Origin of the sequence: Flavobacterium cupriresistens (genome assembly GCF_020911925.1) — a bacterium.
Taxonomy (GTDB): domain Bacteria; phylum Bacteroidota; class Bacteroidia; order Flavobacteriales; family Flavobacteriaceae; genus Flavobacterium; species Flavobacterium cupriresistens.
Genome location: NZ_CP087134.1, coordinates 4,687,180 through 4,704,737 on the forward strand (window position 1 = coordinate 4,687,180; position 17,558 = coordinate 4,704,737).

Annotated in this window: 11 protein-coding genes; 8 read left to right on the top strand and 3 right to left on the bottom strand. The window is 34.3% G+C overall.

What is annotated here, in order from left to right:
* Nucleotides 1–61: 61 nt before the first annotated feature.
* The 5 genes from LNP23_RS18795 to LNP23_RS18815 all read left to right on the top strand — a co-directional run bounded on the left by LNP23_RS18795 (nucleotide 62) and on the right by LNP23_RS18815 (nucleotide 10,680).
* Nucleotides 62–1,015: a Fic family protein gene (locus tag LNP23_RS18795; RefSeq protein WP_230002395.1), complete on the top strand. Its 954-nt coding sequence runs from the start codon at nucleotides 62–64 to the stop codon at nucleotides 1,013–1,015.
* Between the two features lie 101 nt (nucleotides 1,016–1,116).
* A complete protein-coding gene (gene uvrA / locus LNP23_RS18800; RefSeq protein ID WP_230002396.1) occupies nucleotides 1,117–3,948 on the top strand; it encodes an excinuclease ABC subunit UvrA in 2,832 nt (943 codons plus the stop codon).
* Nucleotides 3,949–4,294: 346 nt separating this feature from the next.
* Nucleotides 4,295–5,023 carry an LOG family protein gene (locus tag LNP23_RS18805; protein WP_047779031.1) on the top strand — a complete coding sequence of 243 codons (729 nt, stop codon included), beginning with the start codon at nucleotides 4,295–4,297 and terminating at the stop codon, nucleotides 5,021–5,023.
* 306 nt (nucleotides 5,024–5,329) lie between these two features.
* Complete coding sequence (locus LNP23_RS18810; protein ID WP_230005168.1) at nucleotides 5,330–8,080, top strand: gluzincin family metallopeptidase; 2,751 nt, start codon at nucleotides 5,330–5,332, stop codon at nucleotides 8,078–8,080.
* 188 nt (nucleotides 8,081–8,268) lie between these two features.
* Complete coding sequence (locus LNP23_RS18815; protein ID WP_047779029.1) at nucleotides 8,269–10,680, top strand: alpha-ketoacid dehydrogenase subunit alpha/beta; 2,412 nt, start codon at nucleotides 8,269–8,271, stop codon at nucleotides 10,678–10,680.
* 182 nt (nucleotides 10,681–10,862) lie between these two features.
* Here LNP23_RS18815 and LNP23_RS18820 read toward each other — a convergent pair whose 3' ends face one another.
* The gene (locus LNP23_RS18820) at nucleotides 10,863–11,636 is read right to left on the bottom strand and encodes a carbonic anhydrase family protein (protein ID WP_230002397.1); all 774 of its coding nucleotides are present in this window, start codon (nucleotides 11,634–11,636) and stop codon (nucleotides 10,863–10,865) included.
* A gap of 344 nt (nucleotides 11,637–11,980) precedes the next feature.
* Entirely contained in the window at nucleotides 11,981–12,715 is a 735-nt protein-coding gene (gene kdsB / locus LNP23_RS18825) for a 3-deoxy-manno-octulosonate cytidylyltransferase (protein WP_230002398.1), read from the bottom strand.
* 171 nt (nucleotides 12,716–12,886) lie between these two features.
* On the opposite strand from kdsB, the gene LNP23_RS18830 reads away from it, so the two are divergent.
* On the top strand, nucleotides 12,887–14,239 hold the full coding sequence (locus LNP23_RS18830; protein WP_230002399.1) for an outer membrane protein assembly factor BamB family protein: 1,353 nt from the start codon (nucleotides 12,887–12,889) through the stop codon (nucleotides 14,237–14,239).
* 75 nt (nucleotides 14,240–14,314) lie between these two features.
* Here LNP23_RS18830 and LNP23_RS18835 read toward each other — a convergent pair whose 3' ends face one another.
* On the bottom strand, nucleotides 14,315–15,739 hold the full coding sequence (locus LNP23_RS18835; RefSeq protein ID WP_230002400.1) for an ATP-dependent DNA helicase: 1,425 nt from the start codon (nucleotides 15,737–15,739) through the stop codon (nucleotides 14,315–14,317).
* A 253-nt stretch (nucleotides 15,740–15,992) separates the two neighbouring features.
* On the opposite strand from LNP23_RS18835, the gene LNP23_RS18840 reads away from it, so the two are divergent.
* Together LNP23_RS18840 and LNP23_RS18845 are read left to right on the top strand one after the other, a co-directional pair.
* The gene (locus LNP23_RS18840) at nucleotides 15,993–16,814 is read left to right on the top strand and encodes a DUF3822 family protein (protein WP_047779024.1); all 822 of its coding nucleotides are present in this window, start codon (nucleotides 15,993–15,995) and stop codon (nucleotides 16,812–16,814) included.
* Nucleotides 16,811–17,416 carry an RsmD family RNA methyltransferase gene (locus tag LNP23_RS18845; RefSeq protein ID WP_230002401.1) on the top strand — a complete coding sequence of 202 codons (606 nt, stop codon included), beginning with the start codon at nucleotides 16,811–16,813 and terminating at the stop codon, nucleotides 17,414–17,416. The genes LNP23_RS18840 and LNP23_RS18845 overlap by 4 nt, the downstream gene beginning before the upstream one ends.
* Nucleotides 17,417–17,558: the final 142 nt, after the last annotated feature.

Genomic DNA, 17,558 nt, shown 5'->3' on the forward strand with positions numbered 1-17,558 from the left:
GCTTAATATCGGATAAGTTAAAAAATTTTATTATCCGATAATAAAAAGTATCTTTGTGGTTATGTGGAATATAGACCTAATATATAGAAACGAATTTCAATCAACCTTTGAACGATTGTATCAGAAAAGGCAGGATTTGCAAACCAGCAGACCCTTGCCAAACATCGCTTTGCATAAAATTCGTGAAAGCCTTTCTTTAGAATGGACCTATAACTCCAATAGTATAGAAGGAAATACTATGAGTTTGCGAGAAACCCAAATGGTTATTCAGGAAGGGATTACCATAAAAGGCAAATCTTTAAGAGAACACTTTGAAACTCATAACCATGACAAGGCTATTGATTACCTGTACTCTATTGTTGATGATACTTACAAACTTAGAAGTATTGATATACTCTCTATACATGGTTTGGTTTTACGCTCTATTGAAGACGATTTTGCAGGACGTTTACGCAATGGGGGGGTCCGTATTTCCGGTGCCAATTTTATGCCTCCAAATGCAAACAAGGTTTCTGACTATCTAGACGAACTAATTGATTTTATTAATACAAACCCTTTAGGACTTAATGATATAGAACTGGCTACTATTTACCATCATAAATTAGTCTGGATTCATCCTTTCTTTGATGGTAATGGGCGTACTGTGCGTTTAAGCATGAATTTACTATTGATGCGTTGTGGGTTTCCACCTGCAATTATTCTTAAAAATGACAGGAAAAAGTATTACGAAGCCTTAAATCAGGCTAATACAGGAAACTATCAAAAACTAATACTTTTGATGTGTCAGGCTTTAGAACGTACGCTCAATATTTATCTAAATGCTATGCCGGACAGCGATACCAACTTTCAAAAAATAGCTGATATTGTTAGCGAGCCAGAGACACCTTATGGTCAGGAATATGTAAGTTTACTTGCCAGAACAGGCAAAATAGACGCTTACAAAGAAGGCCGAAACTGGTATACTACCAAAGAAGCTATAGAAGAATATATGGCTACCCGAAAAAGAAAACGCTAATTTTTATTAGCGTTTTTTGTTACAATTTATAACATAAACTTCTGCAGCGTAGTATAAAAAGAATAAATCAAAATGGTAACTTTGCTTTTTGCTCAAAATATATGTTAGAAAAAGACAATACTATTGAAGTTCTTGGTGCAAGAGTTCATAATCTAAAAAATATAGATATTTCGATTCCGCGTGAAAAACTGGTTGTTATTACCGGTTTATCAGGTTCGGGAAAATCTTCTTTGGCATTTGACACTATTTACGCCGAAGGTCAGCGTCGTTATGTAGAAACTTTTTCTGCCTATGCGAGACAATTTCTTGGCGGTTTAGAACGTCCTGATGTTGATAAAATCGACGGACTTTCTCCCGTAATTGCGATTGAACAAAAAACAACCAGTAAAAGCCCTCGTTCAACTGTTGGGACCATTACTGAAATATATGATTTCTTAAGATTACTTTTCGCACGTGGAGCAGATGCTTACAGCTATAATACGGGCGAAAAAATGGTTTCGTATTCTGATGAACAAATCAAGGATTTAATTATTCAGGATTTTACAGGAAAACGAATCAATATCCTTGCTCCGGTTATTAAAGCCAGAAAAGGACATTATGCCGAATTATTCCAACAAATTACAAAACAAGGTTTTCTGAAAGTTCGCGTCAATGGCGAAGTACAGGATTTAGTTTCGGGAATGAAATTAGACCGATACAAAACCCATGATATTGAAATTGTAGTAGACCGAATGTTAATTGAAGACACTGCCGACAATCAAAAACGATTGGCAGAAAGCATTAATACTGCAATGCATCATGGTGAAGATGTATTGATGATTCTAGATCAAGACACCAATGAAGTACGTTATTTCAGTAGAAATCTGATGTGTCCGTCAACTGGTATTTCTTATCAAAATCCGGAGCCTAATTTATTTTCTTTTAACTCCCCAAAAGGAGCTTGCCCGCATTGCAATGGTTTGGGAACAGTACATGAAATCAATGTCAAAAAGATTATTCCGAATCCTAAATTATCTATTAAAGCCGGTGGTTTTGCACCACTTGGAGAATACAAATCCTCTTGGATTTTTAAGCAATTAGAAGTCATTGGAGAAAAATTCAGTTTTAAGATAACAGATCCAATCGAGAAGATTCCGGAAGAAGCTATGACCATGATTTTACATGGCGGAAAAGATAAATTTACCATAAACTCAAAAGATTTAGGTGTTACTCGCGATTATAAAATTGATTTTGAAGGTATTTCAAATTTTATCAAAAATCAATATGACGAGAGTCCATCTACAACCATAAAACGTTGGGCCAAAGATTTCATGGACGAAGTAAACTGTCCGGTTTGTGAAGGTTCACGTTTGAAAAAAGAAGCTTTATTCTTTAAAATCAATACCAAAAACATCACCGAATTGTGTGATATGGACATCTCTGATTTAACAGCCTGGTTCTTAGATTTAGAAAACCATTTATCAGATAAACAACTGTTGATTGCTTCTGAAGTGGTAAAAGAAATCAAAGACCGTCTGAATTTTTTAATGAATGTTGGTTTGAACTATCTGGCTTTAAGTCGAAGTTCAAAATCACTATCAGGTGGTGAAGCGCAACGCATTCGACTGGCAACACAAATTGGCTCACAACTAGTGGGTGTTTTGTATATATTAGATGAACCAAGTATCGGTCTTCATCAGAGAGACAATGAAAAACTGATTCGTTCATTAGAACAGTTACGCGATATAGGAAATTCGGTTATTGTGGTTGAACATGACAAAGACATGATCGAAACAGCCGATTATGTGATTGATATCGGGCCAAAAGCCGGAAAATACGGTGGCGAAATTATCAGTATCGGAACTCCGAAAGAAACTTTGGCATCTGACACGATTACCGCTCAATATCTGAATGGCAAAATGAAGTTGGAGATTCCAAAAGAAAGACGCAAAGGAAACGGTAAGTTTTTGAAACTTTCGGGAGCGACTGGAAATAATTTAAAAAATGTAACCATTGAAGTCCCTTTAGGCCAACTAATTTGTGTTACAGGAGTTTCCGGAAGTGGAAAATCGACTTTGATAAACGAAACCCTCTACCCGATTCTGAATGCTTATTATTTTAATGGCGTAAAAAAACCACAACCTTATAAAAAGATCGAAGGTCTTGAACATATTGACAAAGTAATTGATATTGATCAGAGTCCGATTGGGAGAACACCACGTTCGAATCCAGCGACTTACACCGAAGTTTTCACAGAAATCAGAAATCTGTTTACTATGACTTCCGAAAGTATGATTCGCGGTTATAAAGCCGGACGTTTTAGCTTTAACGTAAAGGGCGGACGTTGTGAAACCTGTGAAGGTTCCGGTGTAAGAACAATTGAGATGAACTTTTTACCTGACGTTTATGTGGAATGTGAAACCTGTCAGGGAAAACGTTTTAACCGAGAAACTTTAGAAATTCGATACAAAGGAAAATCTATATCAGATGTATTGAATATGACAGTGGATGAAGCGGTGCCATTCTTTGAAAACATTCCAAAGATATATCGAAAAGTAAAAACAATTCAGGATGTCGGTTTAGGCTATATTACACTTGGACAACAAAGCACAACGCTTTCAGGTGGTGAGGCGCAACGTATAAAGCTAGCTGGGGAATTGTCTAAAAAAGATACCGGAAATACTTTTTATATACTGGACGAGCCTACAACAGGTTTACATTTTGAAGACATCAGAGTTTTGATGGACGTAATCAATAAACTGGTTGATAAAGGAAACACCATACTGGTAATCGAACATAATATGGACGTTATTAAACTCGCGGATTATATTATAGACATTGGCCCGGAAGGCGGAAAAGGTGGTGGAGAACTTATCGCAAAAGGAACACCTGAAGAAGTAGTTAAAAGTAAAAAAAGCTTTACGGCTAAGTTTTTGAAAAAAGAACTTATCTAACATTCTAAATTAAAATTATAGTACGCACCCCACAATAACGATTACTTTAATTAATTGATAATGAGAAACAAAATTTAAAAAACTTGTTTCCATCGCTATATTTTGGTTAATAAATAAGTTTTTTTGCACCAACTCTCGAAAAAAGAGTTAATTTAGTATCCCTTTTTAATCAAAAAAAATCAACTTTAATCGATAAAAAGATAAAGCTGAATCAAAAACTGATGCCTTAGCTCCAGTGAAAGAGGAAATCTTATTGCTTTGATCCCTATAACTATTGGGGACCACAAGAGATTAGAATGTACAGCAGGAACGAGCTCCTGAAAAATAAATTAATAATACACAAAAAATGAGATTAGAAGATTTTGACAACGATGAGGATAAAATTATCCAAGATCGTTTGAAGCAAAAAACATGGAATGAAATCAGAACAAACGACAGCTGGGCGATTTTTAAAATCATGGCTGAATTTGTAAATGGATATGAAAGCATGGGACGTATTGGTCCGTGTGTATCGATTTTTGGATCTGCAAGAACAAAGCCAGATGATAAATATTATTTACTGGCAGAAAAAATTGCTTTTAAAATTAGTAAAGCAGGTTATGGTGTAATCACAGGAGGTGGTCCCGGAATAATGGAAGCTGGAAACAAAGGCGCGCATTTGGGCGGAGGAACTTCAGTTGGTCTGAATATCGAATTGCCTTTTGAGCAACACTTTAACCCTTATATTGATCACGACAAAAACCTTAATTTTGACTACTTTTTTGTTAGAAAGGTAATGTTCGTAAAATATTCTCAAGGTTTCGTAGTAATGCCTGGAGGTTTTGGAACTTTAGACGAAATGTTTGAAGCTATCACCTTAATACAAACTAAAAAAATTGGAAAATTCCCAATTATATTAGTTGGAGTTGAATTCTGGTCAGGATTGATTGAATGGGTAAAAACGGTACTTGTAGAAAAAATGCAAACAGTAAGCCCGGAAGATTTAAACTTATTCAAAATTGTAGATACTGAAGACGAAGTAGTAGATGTTCTGGACAAATTCTATAAGAAATACGATTTGAGCCCGAATTTCTAAACTTTTTCTTAACCACATAAGTAATGTAAGCGCATTTGAGAAACAAGCTTAACGAAGATTAATTTATTATGAATTTACATCGCTTTTATGGTTAAAATTTATTACGAAATGCAAAAAAAATGAAGCTGTTTTCTTAAACAGCTTTTTTTTATACTATTTTTACAAAAGTCAAAAAAAAATCTACGCTCGTAAATTAAAGAAACAGCTAAAAAAATTTAAGCCAACTTGAGATCATTTTATAAAAGAATTTTCTTCGTTTTAGTTTTATTCAATTCAGTAAAACAATATGCGCAACATCAATCTAAGATGGAAGTGGCTGTAAACCTTGAACTAAAAACTTTAAATGTAAAACAGGATATTGTTTTTTACAATACTTCCAATGACACTTTAGATTCAATTGTTTTAAATGATTGGAATAATGCTTTTTCTAATAAAAACACGCCACTTGCCAGGCTATTTTCTGATGAATTTTATCGTGGTTTTCATCTGGCCAACGACCAAGAAAGGGGAAATACTACAATTCTGAATTTACTCGATGCTAATGACATGGCTTTTGAATGGGAAAGAACCGAGAGAAATCCTGACTTTATCGTGGTGAAACTAAAGCAAAAACTACTCCCGAATCAAAAAGTTGAGCTTCATCTTAGTTATATTTCTAAGGTTCCAAGCGATAAATTCACTCATTATGGTTTTGATCAAAATGGTGGAATGAACCTTAAAAACTGGTTTTTGAGTCCCGCCCGATATGAAAATCACACTTTTATAAAATACAATAATTTTAATCTGGATGATATTGTAAATGCTGCTAGTGCTTATGAAATTGCAATAAAAATTCCGAATACGTATTCGATTACAACCGACTTAAATTCGATTACTACAGATCTTACAAATCCACAATCGACTACCTATACTTTTTCCGGAACCAACAGAACTGATTTTAATTTGTTTATCGAAAAGCAAAATAGTTTCAAAAGCTATGAGAATGGCTCCATTGAAATTCTTTCTAATCTAAAAAACAAAAAACTTAACGATATCCAAAAAGCGATTGTCATAAACAAGGTAGTCACTTTTGCAAACAACTTTATTGGCACCTATCCACATCAAAAAATCACCGTTTCTCAAACCGATTATGACCGAAATCCTTTTTACGGGTTAAATCAGTTACCGTCTTTTATCAGTCCATTTTCAGATGAATTTATCTTCGAGATCACCTTCTTAAAGACTTATTTAAACAATTATCTCAAGAATAGTCTCCGTTTAGACTCCAGAAAAGACAACTGGATTCAGGACGGTATTCAGATCTATGCCATGATGAAATACATGGACGAAAACCATATGGATCAAAAAATGCTTGGAAGTCTTTCGAACATGAGACTTTTTAAGAGTTACAATATTGCTAATCTGACTTTTAACGAGCAATACAGCTATTATTATATGCTGATGGCTCGTAAAAATCTGGATCAGCCACTTGGAGACCCAAAAAATACATTGATAAAATTCAACGAGCAGATTGCCAGTAAATATCGCGCGGGTTTAAGTTTAAGTTATTTAGACAACTATCTAAATCATGACATTGTCCCTAAAAGTGTTCAGGAATTTTATGATTTAAATAAAAAACAACAAGTTAACAGATTTGATTTCGAAAAAATACTAACTCAAAACAGTCCTAAAAAAATCGATTGGTTTTTCAAAACCATTATTGATTCCCGTGATATTATTGATTACAAATTTTCGAATGTCACCAGAACCAAAGACAGCATACAATTTTCGATAAGAAACCGAACAGGCAACTTTGTCCCAATTCCGGTTTATGGAATTAAAAAAAACGAAGTTGTTTTCAAAAAATGGATTGAGCCTTCAAGTAACGACTCGATTTATCATTTTAACAGAAACAAAGCCGACAAAATAGTTTTGAATTATGACAATGAGGTTCCAGAATACAACTTAAGAAACAACTGGAAATCTCTAAAAAGTCTGGTGATCACCAACCGTCCAATAAAATTTAATTTCGCAAAAGATCTTGAAGATCCGTATTACAATCAGATTTTATATGTTCCAACGCTTACCTATAATTATTATGATGGTCTAACGCCCGGAATGCGTTTTCACAACAAAACCATTTTAGACAAACCGTTTACCTTCGACATTAATCCGGCTTATTCTATTAATGCCGGTACTTTATCCGGTTCTTCTGCTTTTTCGTTAAATCATTATTATCGAAACAGTACACTTTATAATGTTAGATATTCCATTAGCCAAAATTATTTTCATTACGCACCGGATGCCACTTATTTCAGATTAAATCCGATGGTACAGCTTAGAATTCGTGAAGAAAATTTCAGAGACAACCGAAAACAACTTATTCTGGTTCGTCAAGTTATTGTAAATCGCGAAGCAAGTAAATACATTACTGATAATTCAAATCCGAATTATTCTGTTTTTAACGCTCGTTATATGAATACCAAAACAGAATTGGTCGATCATTTTAGTTTTATGACCGATGTTCAATTTTCAAGCGGATTCGGAAAACTGGCCGGAGAAATCGAATACAGAAGATTATTTGAAAATAATCGAAAGCTAAACTTACGTGTATATGCCGGAAGCTTCTTATACAACAGGACTGATTCTGATTATTTTAGTTTTGGATTAGACCGCCCAACCGATTATATGTTTGATTATAATTTTTTAGGCCGTTCTGAAAGTACCGGAATTTTCAGCCAACAATACGTAATAGCCGAAGGTGGTTTTAAATCTAAAATAGAACCACGATACGCAAATCAATGGATGGCGACGCTAAATGCAAGTTATTCGATTTGGAATTGGATTGAGGCTTACGGTGACATCGGTTTCATGCAAAACAAACATCAAACCACAGACTTTGCATATGATAGTGGAATCCGCTTAAATCTGGTTCCGGATTACTTCGAATTGTATTTTCCGATCTATTCTAATAATGGTTGGGAGGTTGCGCAAAAAAATTATGACGAAAAAATACGATTTGTTGTTACTTTTTCTCCCAAAACATTAGTCAATCTTTTTACCCGAAAATGGTTTTAATTGAATAAATTTTAAATAAAAACATAAATTATTACCACTAAAATCACAAAATCATTAAACATTCAATAAAAAAACCCTAGTGTTTTAGCAATTTAATTATTAATAATTAAATTATATTTACTTTAATGAATTATGATTATTGATACTTTTTAAGTAATTTTGTCGCCTAACATGACCCATTCCAGATTATGATTAAAGAAAAAAACAATTCTACATTGACTTTCGAAGATTTCAAAACTGAGGTGTTAAACGATTACAAAATTGCTGTAACCAGCCGCGAATGTAGTCTTTTAGGGCGTAAAGAAGTATTGACAGGAAAGGCCAAATTCGGAATATTTGGTGACGGAAAAGAGGTTCCACAGCTTGCTATGGCCAAAGCTTTTAAAAACGGTGATTTCCGTTCCGGATACTATCGCGATCAAACCTTTATGATGGCTATTGGAGAATTAACTCCAAAACAATTTTTTGCCGGTTTATACGGTCACACTGATATAGATTTTGATCCAATGTCTGCGGGCAGGCAAATGGGTGGTCACTTTGTAACACACAGTTTAAACGAAGACGGCTCTTGGAAAGATTTAACAAAACAAAAAAATTCAAGTTCAGATATATCTCCTACTGCAGGGCAAATGCCAAGATTACTTGGTTTGGCACAAGCATCAAAAATTTACAGAAACGTTGACGGAATCACTGTCAAAGACAAATTCTCTGTTAATGGTAATGAAGTAGCCTGGGGAACAATTGGAAATGCAAGTACTTCTGAAGGTTTATTTTTTGAAACTATAAATGCTGCCGGAGTTTTACAAGTTCCGATGGTTATGAGTGTTTGGGATGATGAATACGGAATTTCGGTTCACGCAAGACATCAAACCACTAAAGAAAACATTTCTGAGATCTTAAAAGGATACCAACGTGATGAAGATGCAAAAGGATATGAAATTTTCAGAGTAAAAGGCTGGGATTATGCCGAACTGGTTTCGACTTATGAAAGAGCCGCAGCAATTGCACGTGAAGAACATGTACCGGTTTTAATTCACGTAAATGAATTAACACAACCTCAAGGACACTCTACTTCAGGATCACACGAGCGTTACAAAAATGCCGAAAGACTGGCTTGGGAAAGAGATTTCGATTGTATTCGTCAAATGCGTTTATGGATGATTGCTGTCAATGTTGCTTCTCCTGAAGAATTAGCTGAAATTGATTTTGAAATTAAAAAAGAAATCCTTGACGCTAAAAAAGATGCTTGGAATTCTTTTATTAATCCAATTATTGAAGATCAAAAAAATCTTTTGGTTTTATTGGAACAAATTTCAAGTGCCAGTATCAATCATAAAGATAAAATTCAGAAATACATCTCTGAATTAAGTGCTATAAAATCTCCTTTGAAAAAGGAAATGCTGGTAATCGCCAGAAAAATTCTGCGTTTTATTGAGATTCCAAACAGTAAAGTTTTATTGTCTGACTGGATTACCAATTATATCAAAACCACACAAGTAAAATTCAGCAGTAATTTACATTCTGATTCTGCCGAAAATGTATTTTCAGTACAGAAAGTACTTCCTGAATATGATGAGAATTCAAAAGCGGACTTAGATGGCCGAATGATTCTTCGTGACAACTTCGATGCTATATTCAGTAAATATCCGGAAACATTGATCTTTGGTGAAGATGTTGGAAACATTGGTGATGTAAACCAAGGTTTAGAAGGTATGCAGGAAAAATACGGTGAACTTCGTGTTGCCGATGTTGGTATTAGAGAAGCAACCATTATTGGTCAGGGAATTGGAATGGCCTTAAGAGGTTTACGTCCGATTGCTGAGATTCAATATTTAGATTATTTATTGTACGCTATTCAGATCATGAGTGATGATTTGGCAACTTTACAATACAGAACGGTTGGAAAACAAAAAGCCCCATTAATTATCAGAACTCGCGGACACCGTTTAGAAGGTATCTGGCACTCTGGTTCTCCGATGGGAATGATTATCAACGCAATTCGTGGAATTCACGTTTTGGTTCCAAGAAACATGACTCAGGCAGCCGGTTTCTATAACGCTCTTTTAGAATGTGACGAACCTGCTTTAGTGATCGAATGTTTGAATGGGTACCGTTTAAAAGAAAAAACACCACTTAATTTTGGAGAATTCAAAACACCAATCGGAGTAGTTGAAACACTAAAAGAAGGGGCAGATATTACTTTAGTTTCTTACGGATCTACCTTGAGATTGGTAGAACAAGCTGCAATTGAATTACTAGAATTAGGTATTGATTGTGAAGTAATCGATATTCAGTCTTTACTTCCGTTTGATATTAATAAAGATATTGTAAAAAGTATCGCCAAAACAAATCGTCTTTTAGTAATCGATGAAGATGTTCCAGGTGGTGCTTCAGCATTTATTTTACAGCAAATTCTGGAAGAACAGGATGCCTACAAATATCTGGACAGCAAACCACAGACTTTAGCTTCAAAAGCACACAGACCTGCTTACGGAACAGATGGGGATTATTTCTCTAAACCTTCTGCCGAAGATATTTTCGAAAAGGTATATACGATGATGAATGAAGTTAATCCTTCTAAATATCCTAATTTATACTAGGACCTATATTAAAAAAATACCCGACAAGTTTTAAAAAACCAGTCGGGTATTTTTTTATCTTTTTTTTGGCATCTAACTCTCCTATTTACTGCTTACCAAAAGTTCAATCAGTCAAAAATAGGTCTACATTTTACCAGTAACTAAAAACGCATTTTTTCCTCTGCATTTTTTTTATGAAAATATTATCTTATATTTTCAAATATTTTTCTGTTATTTAATGGCTGTATGACACGGAAATTTTCTTTACTGTAATTTCCTTGATAGTTCTTAAATTGATCATTTGTCATTTCAATCTGGTTTTTAAACACAAACCAAGTTAAAGGGCCTTCGTTTAAAGTAAAATCTAAATGAGGAGTTGTCAATGAACCACTATAAGCATAATATTTATTCGTATCAACAGGCAATAGTGTATTCAAATTTAACAGATTAGACAACGCATTAGTCCCTTTAAGTTTCGGAGAGCCATCAAATAAAGTTTGAAGCGAAGTATTTGCTTTTCCGTTTTTAACAAGCACTCCTAAAACTGCGTAAGCACCTTTTGAAGATTTGTGAACAAAATGAATTTCCATTACACCATATTCTCCATTAATACTGTGTTCGCTATGATAATGAAAGTGGAATTGCTGCAGTTCATATTTATTCCCCTTAATGGTTATAAAATTATCTGTCTTATCTGCCTGTGATAAATTTACTTTTAAATTGTCTTCTGTATTCTCTATATTACTTAAAGTTATTGCGCCATAATGAATAACAGGATCTAATGTACTTATCTTCTCGGTAAAAGATGCATTTATATTAATGGGAGTTTGTCCATCGATATTAGCTGTACCTAATGGCTTATCCTGATTCACTAAACTCTCCGGAAACTCTTTAACAAAATTCTCCAAATGATCGTCACTCTTGCTGCAAGAAACAAAAGTAATTGTTACTAATAAAAGTAAGGCTATTTTTTTCATATCTAAATATTTGTATTTATTTGATACGAAAAAAAACAAAATGCTTCATTAAGCTTAACAAAAACATACAACTGTTTATATCTAATTAACAACTGTCTTTATGTTTTTTATATTTCTATTTTTAGGTTTTTAAATTTCAAAAAGCTTGTGAGAGATATTCTTAAGATTGAAGGGGCAAAACTGAAGAGGTACAGAATTGTAGAAGTTAGTAAAAGCAGAAAAAGTCTTGCGACTCTTCTACTTTACCTTCTGGATATTTATTGCTGTATGATAGAATGAGTATTACACTCAAAACTTCATTTTTAGTTTTCCTTATTTTTAATTTAGTTTCTTACAACAAAAAACTATTTGGCACTCAAAATAGCTCTGGCTTTTTCTAAATCTTCGGCTGTATCAATTCCAATACCAACATGAGTCGTCTCTACCATTTTGATTCGTTTTCCGAATTCCAGATAACGAAGCTGTTCTAGTTTCTCAGAAGCTTCTAAAGATTTCATTGGCAGACTATAAAAATCCAACAGAGCCTGCTTTCTAAACGCATAAATCCCAATATGCTGAAAATAACGTACCCCAACATCTTTATCTCTTGGATACGGAATCACAGAGCGCGAAAAATACAAGGCAAATTGCGATTGATCTACCACCACTTTTACATTATTCGGGTTATTGATTTCTTCCTCATCTGTAATTTCACGCATTAATGAAGCCAAATCAACTTTACGATCGGGATCATTTTTAAAAGCATTTAAAACCTGCTCTAAAGGCGCTGCTTCCGTAAAAGGCTCGTCCCCTTGCACATTCACCACAATATCTACATCCAGATTAGCTACCGCTTCTGCAATTCGGTCGCTTCCTGATTCGTGTTCTTTGATGCTCATAATGGCTTTCCCACCATTAGAAACAATTTCATCAAAGATCAAATCCGAATCGGTCACCACAAAAACATCTTCAAATAATTGAGTGGCAACTGCGGCTTCATAAGTTCTTAAAATAACGGTTTTACCTCCCAAATCCTGCATTAGTTTGGCTGGAAATCGTGTAGAAGCGTAACGTGCCGGAATAACTGCTATTATTTTCATTTTGATCTTGTAATTTAGGTTGGAATATAGAAAACAAATATACCTATTCGGTCGCAGGTTTTAAAAATATATTTACAACATACTATTCAAAAAATTCTAACAAATTCCCTAAACAATTATCATTTAATATCTTACAAAATAAATTTTCGCATGCAAAAAATAATTATTTTTATGCAAAAAAAAATTATGACACAAACATTCCGTTTTATTTTATTTTCTTTCTTTCTGATCAGTACCAGTGTTTTTTCACAAAAAACAAACTCTCCAATCTTAAATTCATTTTCAGATCGTGTCTTTAAAGGCGAAGGTTATCAGCCCATTGGTGATCTCAAATGGAAATTTAAAACGGAAGGCAAAATTTTCTCCTCTCCAATTACAAAAAATGGAATTGTATACGTTGGCAGTGAGGACGGCAATTTTTATGCGCTTGATGAAAAAACCGGAAAAGAAAAATGGAAATTTAAAACCAATGGCGCTGTTCACAGTTCACCAAGTATTTATGAAAATACCATCTACTTTGGAAGTTTTGACGGTTATTATTATGCCGTAAATCTAACAACCGGAAAACAACTTTGGAAATTTAAAACAGCAGGCGAACATTGGTACCAGGAAATGGGAATATTGGGGTTGAAACCACACGATATGGTAATGGATGAATTATGGGATTTTTATTTGTCATCTCCGGTTGTCTATAAAAACAATAAATCAACTTTGGTTATATTCGGAAGCAGCGACGGAAATGTCTATGCCGTTGATGCCAAAAAAGGAAATCTAAACTGGAAATTCAAAACCAATGCTGCTGTTCACAGTACGCCGGTTATAAACAAAAACACTTTATATATTGGGAGTTGGGACGCTGATTTGTATGCCCTAAATTGTGATACCGGAAAAGAAAAATGGAAATTCGAAACTCAAAAAAAAGTAGGTTTCAAAGGCATCCAATCTTCTGTTGCCGTTGCCAATGGCATGGTTTATCTTAGCGCCAGAGACCCTTACATTTTTGCCGTAGACGCCGAAACCGGAAAATTAGAATGGAAATATGACGCGGAAAACTCCTGGATATTAAGTACGGCTGTGATTCTGAACAACATTCTTTACGTAGGAACGTCTGACACCTATGCTTTGCTGGCTTTAGACTCAAAAACAGGAAAAGAATTATCGCGCTTTGAAACCAAAGGGTATGTGTATGGAACACCTGCAATAGCGGGCAACACGGCCTATTTCGGGGATTTTACAGGGAATTTCTTTGCGCTTAACCTACTTTCTTCCGGAAAAGAATTCAGCTCCATAAGTACTGAAAGCAGAAAAGAAAACGCTGCCAAAATTTTAAAAGACGATAAATTAGATGCTGTCTATGCGGCTAAGGGTGCCGATTTATCTCTTTACAGCGAAAACAAAAAGGTTATGGATGAATTTTACAAACTTGGCTCCATAGTTTCATCCCCGTTTATAAGTAATAAAACCGTTTACTTTGGCAGTGCTGATGGTTATTTATATGCGTATCATTTACAGAAAAGTAAATAAATTTTAAATAATTATAATTATAGACCTGACAGGTTTTAAAAATCTGTCAGGTATGATTTTGAAAAATAAATTAAACTATTCTACAAAACTCTCGTCTTTAAAACCAATTAAATAGAGTTTATTTTTAGCACGTGTCATAGCAGTATACAACCATCTGATATAATCGCGATCAATTCCGTTTGGCAAATAGGGTTGCTCTATAAAAACCGTATCCCACTGCCCTCCTTGCGATTTATGACAGGTAATGGCGTACGAGAATTTCACCTGCAAACCATTAAAATATTCGTTGTTTTTTACCTTTTGAAATTTCTTGTACTTGGTGGTTTCTTCCTCATAATCTTTCATCACCTCTTCGTACAAACGATTTGAATCTTCATAGGTTAATGAAGGAGATTCACTTTTAATAGTATCCAAAATTAAAACGGTTTCAAAAGGCTTTTGATCCGGATAATCGACCATTCTGATTTTTACTTTCGCAAAATTGAATCCGTATAACTCTCGGATTCCAAAAAGCTCCAGCACTTCAATAATATCACCATTGGCAATAAAACCGGCTTCATCGGTTTCTTTGAGCCAGAAGTAATTGTTCTTTACCACCATCAGGAAATCTCCAACCGAAAGTTCGCTTTCTTTAAACAAAATCCGGGTTCTAATCTGTTCATTGTACTGATTCGCCCTTTTGTTGGAACGCACTATAAAGGCCGTATCCTCAATACTATAATTGCTGTACGCCGTATTTATAGCATCCTGAATATCGTAACCATCCGTAAGTCTGACGATGTCTTTGAATTTTTTTACGTTGAATTTAAATTCGGTCAAAAATGATTCTTTTAATAATTCACGTAATTCGGTAGCATTGTATAAAATCCCTGAACTTTCTTCCTGACGCATTACTTCATCAAGTTCGATATGTTCAATTTCTTTGTCGTAATGAGCACCCAAAGTATGTATATCAAGTGCCGGACTAATATCTAAGTTTACCGGAGGCAACTGAGCGGTATCTCCAAGAAGAATCATTTTACAATTGGTCCCCGAATATACATAAGAGATTAAATCGTCTAATAACGATCCATTATCATACAATTTCGAATCCGAATTGCTGTCTGAGATCATCGAGGCCTCATCGACAATAAAAATAGTATTTTTATGCTTGTTGATTTGTTTGGTGAATGCTACTCCCCCACCTGAAGCCTTTTTAGGAAAATAGATTTTTTTATGAATCGTGAAAGCAGGTGTATTCGAATAATTTGCAATAACCTTTGCTGCACGTCCTGTTGGCGCCAATAAAACATATTTTTTATTGATATCCCCCAAGTTGTTTACAATCGTTGAGATCACGGTTGTCTTTCCTGTTCCGGCATACCCTTTTAATACAAAAATGGTATCATTGGCCGGTTCTGTTAGGAAAATAGCGATTTTTTGAAAAAATATATCTTGTTTATAAGTTGGCGCAAACGGAAATCTTTTTTGCAAAACACCGTAAAACTGTGCTGAATTCATAGGAAAAATTTGAACTACAAAGTACGGTTTTTTTACAGTCAATGCCAATGTCTAAACTCGATTTCGGTCATAAAGTTTTCAAAAAGAGCAAAACAAAAAACAAGGCTTAATTAAAATATAACAAGGCCGTAACTTTAACAAAATGTTGTTTTTTGAAATTGCAATTATTATTGTTGCTTTTTAATTTGTAAGTTTGTCTTTTAATTAAATTCTTTCTTGACACTACAACTGGTAACGAATTGTAAATCAGATTATGCCATTTCAAAACACTAATATAACATCAAAAAAATACAAAAAACTTTCTATTCAGGTTTCTCTGAACGGATTTTCATTTTGTTGTTTTGATACGCTTAATAATACCATTACTTCGTTTAATGAAGTCGAATTTACGCCTACACAAAAAGGGTCCAAAATAGAAGAATTGTATGGCGATGCTTTTAAGAAACACACGGAACTAAAAGACGCCTATGATGATATTGTGGTGATACACAACAACAATCTTTCTACTTTTGTGCCTACTGCTTTGTTTGACGAAAATTATCTGGGCAGTTATTTACAATACAACACCAAGGTTTTTGAAACTGATTTTTTTACCTATGATCAGATTTCAAATTACGAAATGAACACCATTTATATCCCGTATGTCAACATCAATAACTTTTTGATCGATCAGATTGGTTCTTTTGATTACAAACATTCGAACAGCATTCTAATCGAAAAAATACTGGAAGCTTCTAAAAATAACGACGATAAAAAAATGATCGTTAATTTTAATCCCGATCACTTCGAACTGATCGTGGTACAAAACCAGAGATTACTACTATTCAATTCTTTCGAGTATCAGACACCGGAAGATTTTATATACTATTTACTTTTTACAGCAGAACAATTGAGCTTAAATCCCGAAAGTTTTCACCTTGAATTATTAGGAACGATAACTAAAAATGATCCTTTTTATACCATTGCGTATAAATACATTCGTAATGTTGCCTTTTTAGATGTAAGCACATTACAAGAGAGAAACAGCTTTTCTACCACTCAGAATCAAAAACATTATATTCTATTTCAATCATGAGAATCATATCAGGAAAATACAAAGGACGCCGCATTTTTCCACCAAAAAACCTTCCGGTAAGACCCACAACTGACATGAGTAAAGAAGCATTATTTAATGTTTTGAACAATCATTTTAGTTTTGAGGGCTTAAAGGTGCTGGATTTATTTTCAGGAACCGGCAATATCAGTTTCGAGTTCGCTTCACGCGGAAGTGCTCCAATTACTTCTGTTGACGGAGATTTCGGTTGTGTAAAATTCATCAAACAAGTTTCATCGGAATACGATTTTGAAATTGCAGCAACAAAAAGTGATGTTTTTAAATTCCTTGAAAACTGCAAAACCTCTTACGATATTATTTTTGCTGATCCCCCTTACGGTTTAGATCAGGCTACTTTTGAAAAAATAGTACTAACGGTTTTCGAAAGAGATTTGCTTCACGACGACGGAATGATGATTATTGAACATTCTAAGTATACCAAATTAGAGCATTTGAGCAATTTCTCTTTTCAGAAAAGCTACGGAGGTTCTTTTTTCACCTTCTTCGAATTGAATTCTACGGATGATGACGAAGAACTCGTTGATGATTCCTCCAATAAAATTACAGAAGAAGACGAAGGATAGTCGAGAACAAAACATTTGATTTTTGTTTTTTGCATTTTACATTTTATAAAAGAAATTCAAGCTTATTTTAGTTTCATAAGCCTTCGACTTCGCCCAGGGTGACACTCGTGGGATAATTTAATTTTGAGTAAGTACGACAACA

What these genes read in the sequence shown, in the direction of transcription:
- LNP23_RS18810 (WP_230005168.1), top strand. Translation starts at nt 5,330, where the DNA reads ATGGAAGTGGCTGTAAACCTTGAACTAAAAACTTTAAATGTAAAACAG.
- kdsB (WP_230002398.1), bottom strand. Translation starts at nt 12,715, where the DNA reads ATGAAAATAATAGCAGTTATTCCGGCACGTTACGCTTCTACACGATTT.
- LNP23_RS18840 (WP_047779024.1), top strand. Translation starts at nt 15,993, where the DNA reads ATGCCATTTCAAAACACTAATATAACATCAAAAAAATACAAAAAACTT.
- LNP23_RS18795 (WP_230002395.1), top strand. Translation starts at nt 62, where the DNA reads ATGTGGAATATAGACCTAATATATAGAAACGAATTTCAATCAACCTTT.
- LNP23_RS18845 (WP_230002401.1), top strand. Translation starts at nt 16,811, where the DNA reads ATGAGAATCATATCAGGAAAATACAAAGGACGCCGCATTTTTCCACCA.
- LNP23_RS18835 (WP_230002400.1), bottom strand. Translation starts at nt 15,739, where the DNA reads ATGAATTCAGCACAGTTTTACGGTGTTTTGCAAAAAAGATTTCCGTTT.
- LNP23_RS18830 (WP_230002399.1), top strand. Translation starts at nt 12,887, where the DNA reads ATGCAAAAAAAAATTATGACACAAACATTCCGTTTTATTTTATTTTCT.
- uvrA (WP_230002396.1), top strand. Translation starts at nt 1,117, where the DNA reads ATGTTAGAAAAAGACAATACTATTGAAGTTCTTGGTGCAAGAGTTCAT.
- LNP23_RS18820 (WP_230002397.1), bottom strand. Translation starts at nt 11,636, where the DNA reads ATGAAAAAAATAGCCTTACTTTTATTAGTAACAATTACTTTTGTTTCT.
- LNP23_RS18805 (WP_047779031.1), top strand. Translation starts at nt 4,295, where the DNA reads ATGAGATTAGAAGATTTTGACAACGATGAGGATAAAATTATCCAAGAT.
- LNP23_RS18815 (WP_047779029.1), top strand. Translation starts at nt 8,269, where the DNA reads ATGATTAAAGAAAAAAACAATTCTACATTGACTTTCGAAGATTTCAAA.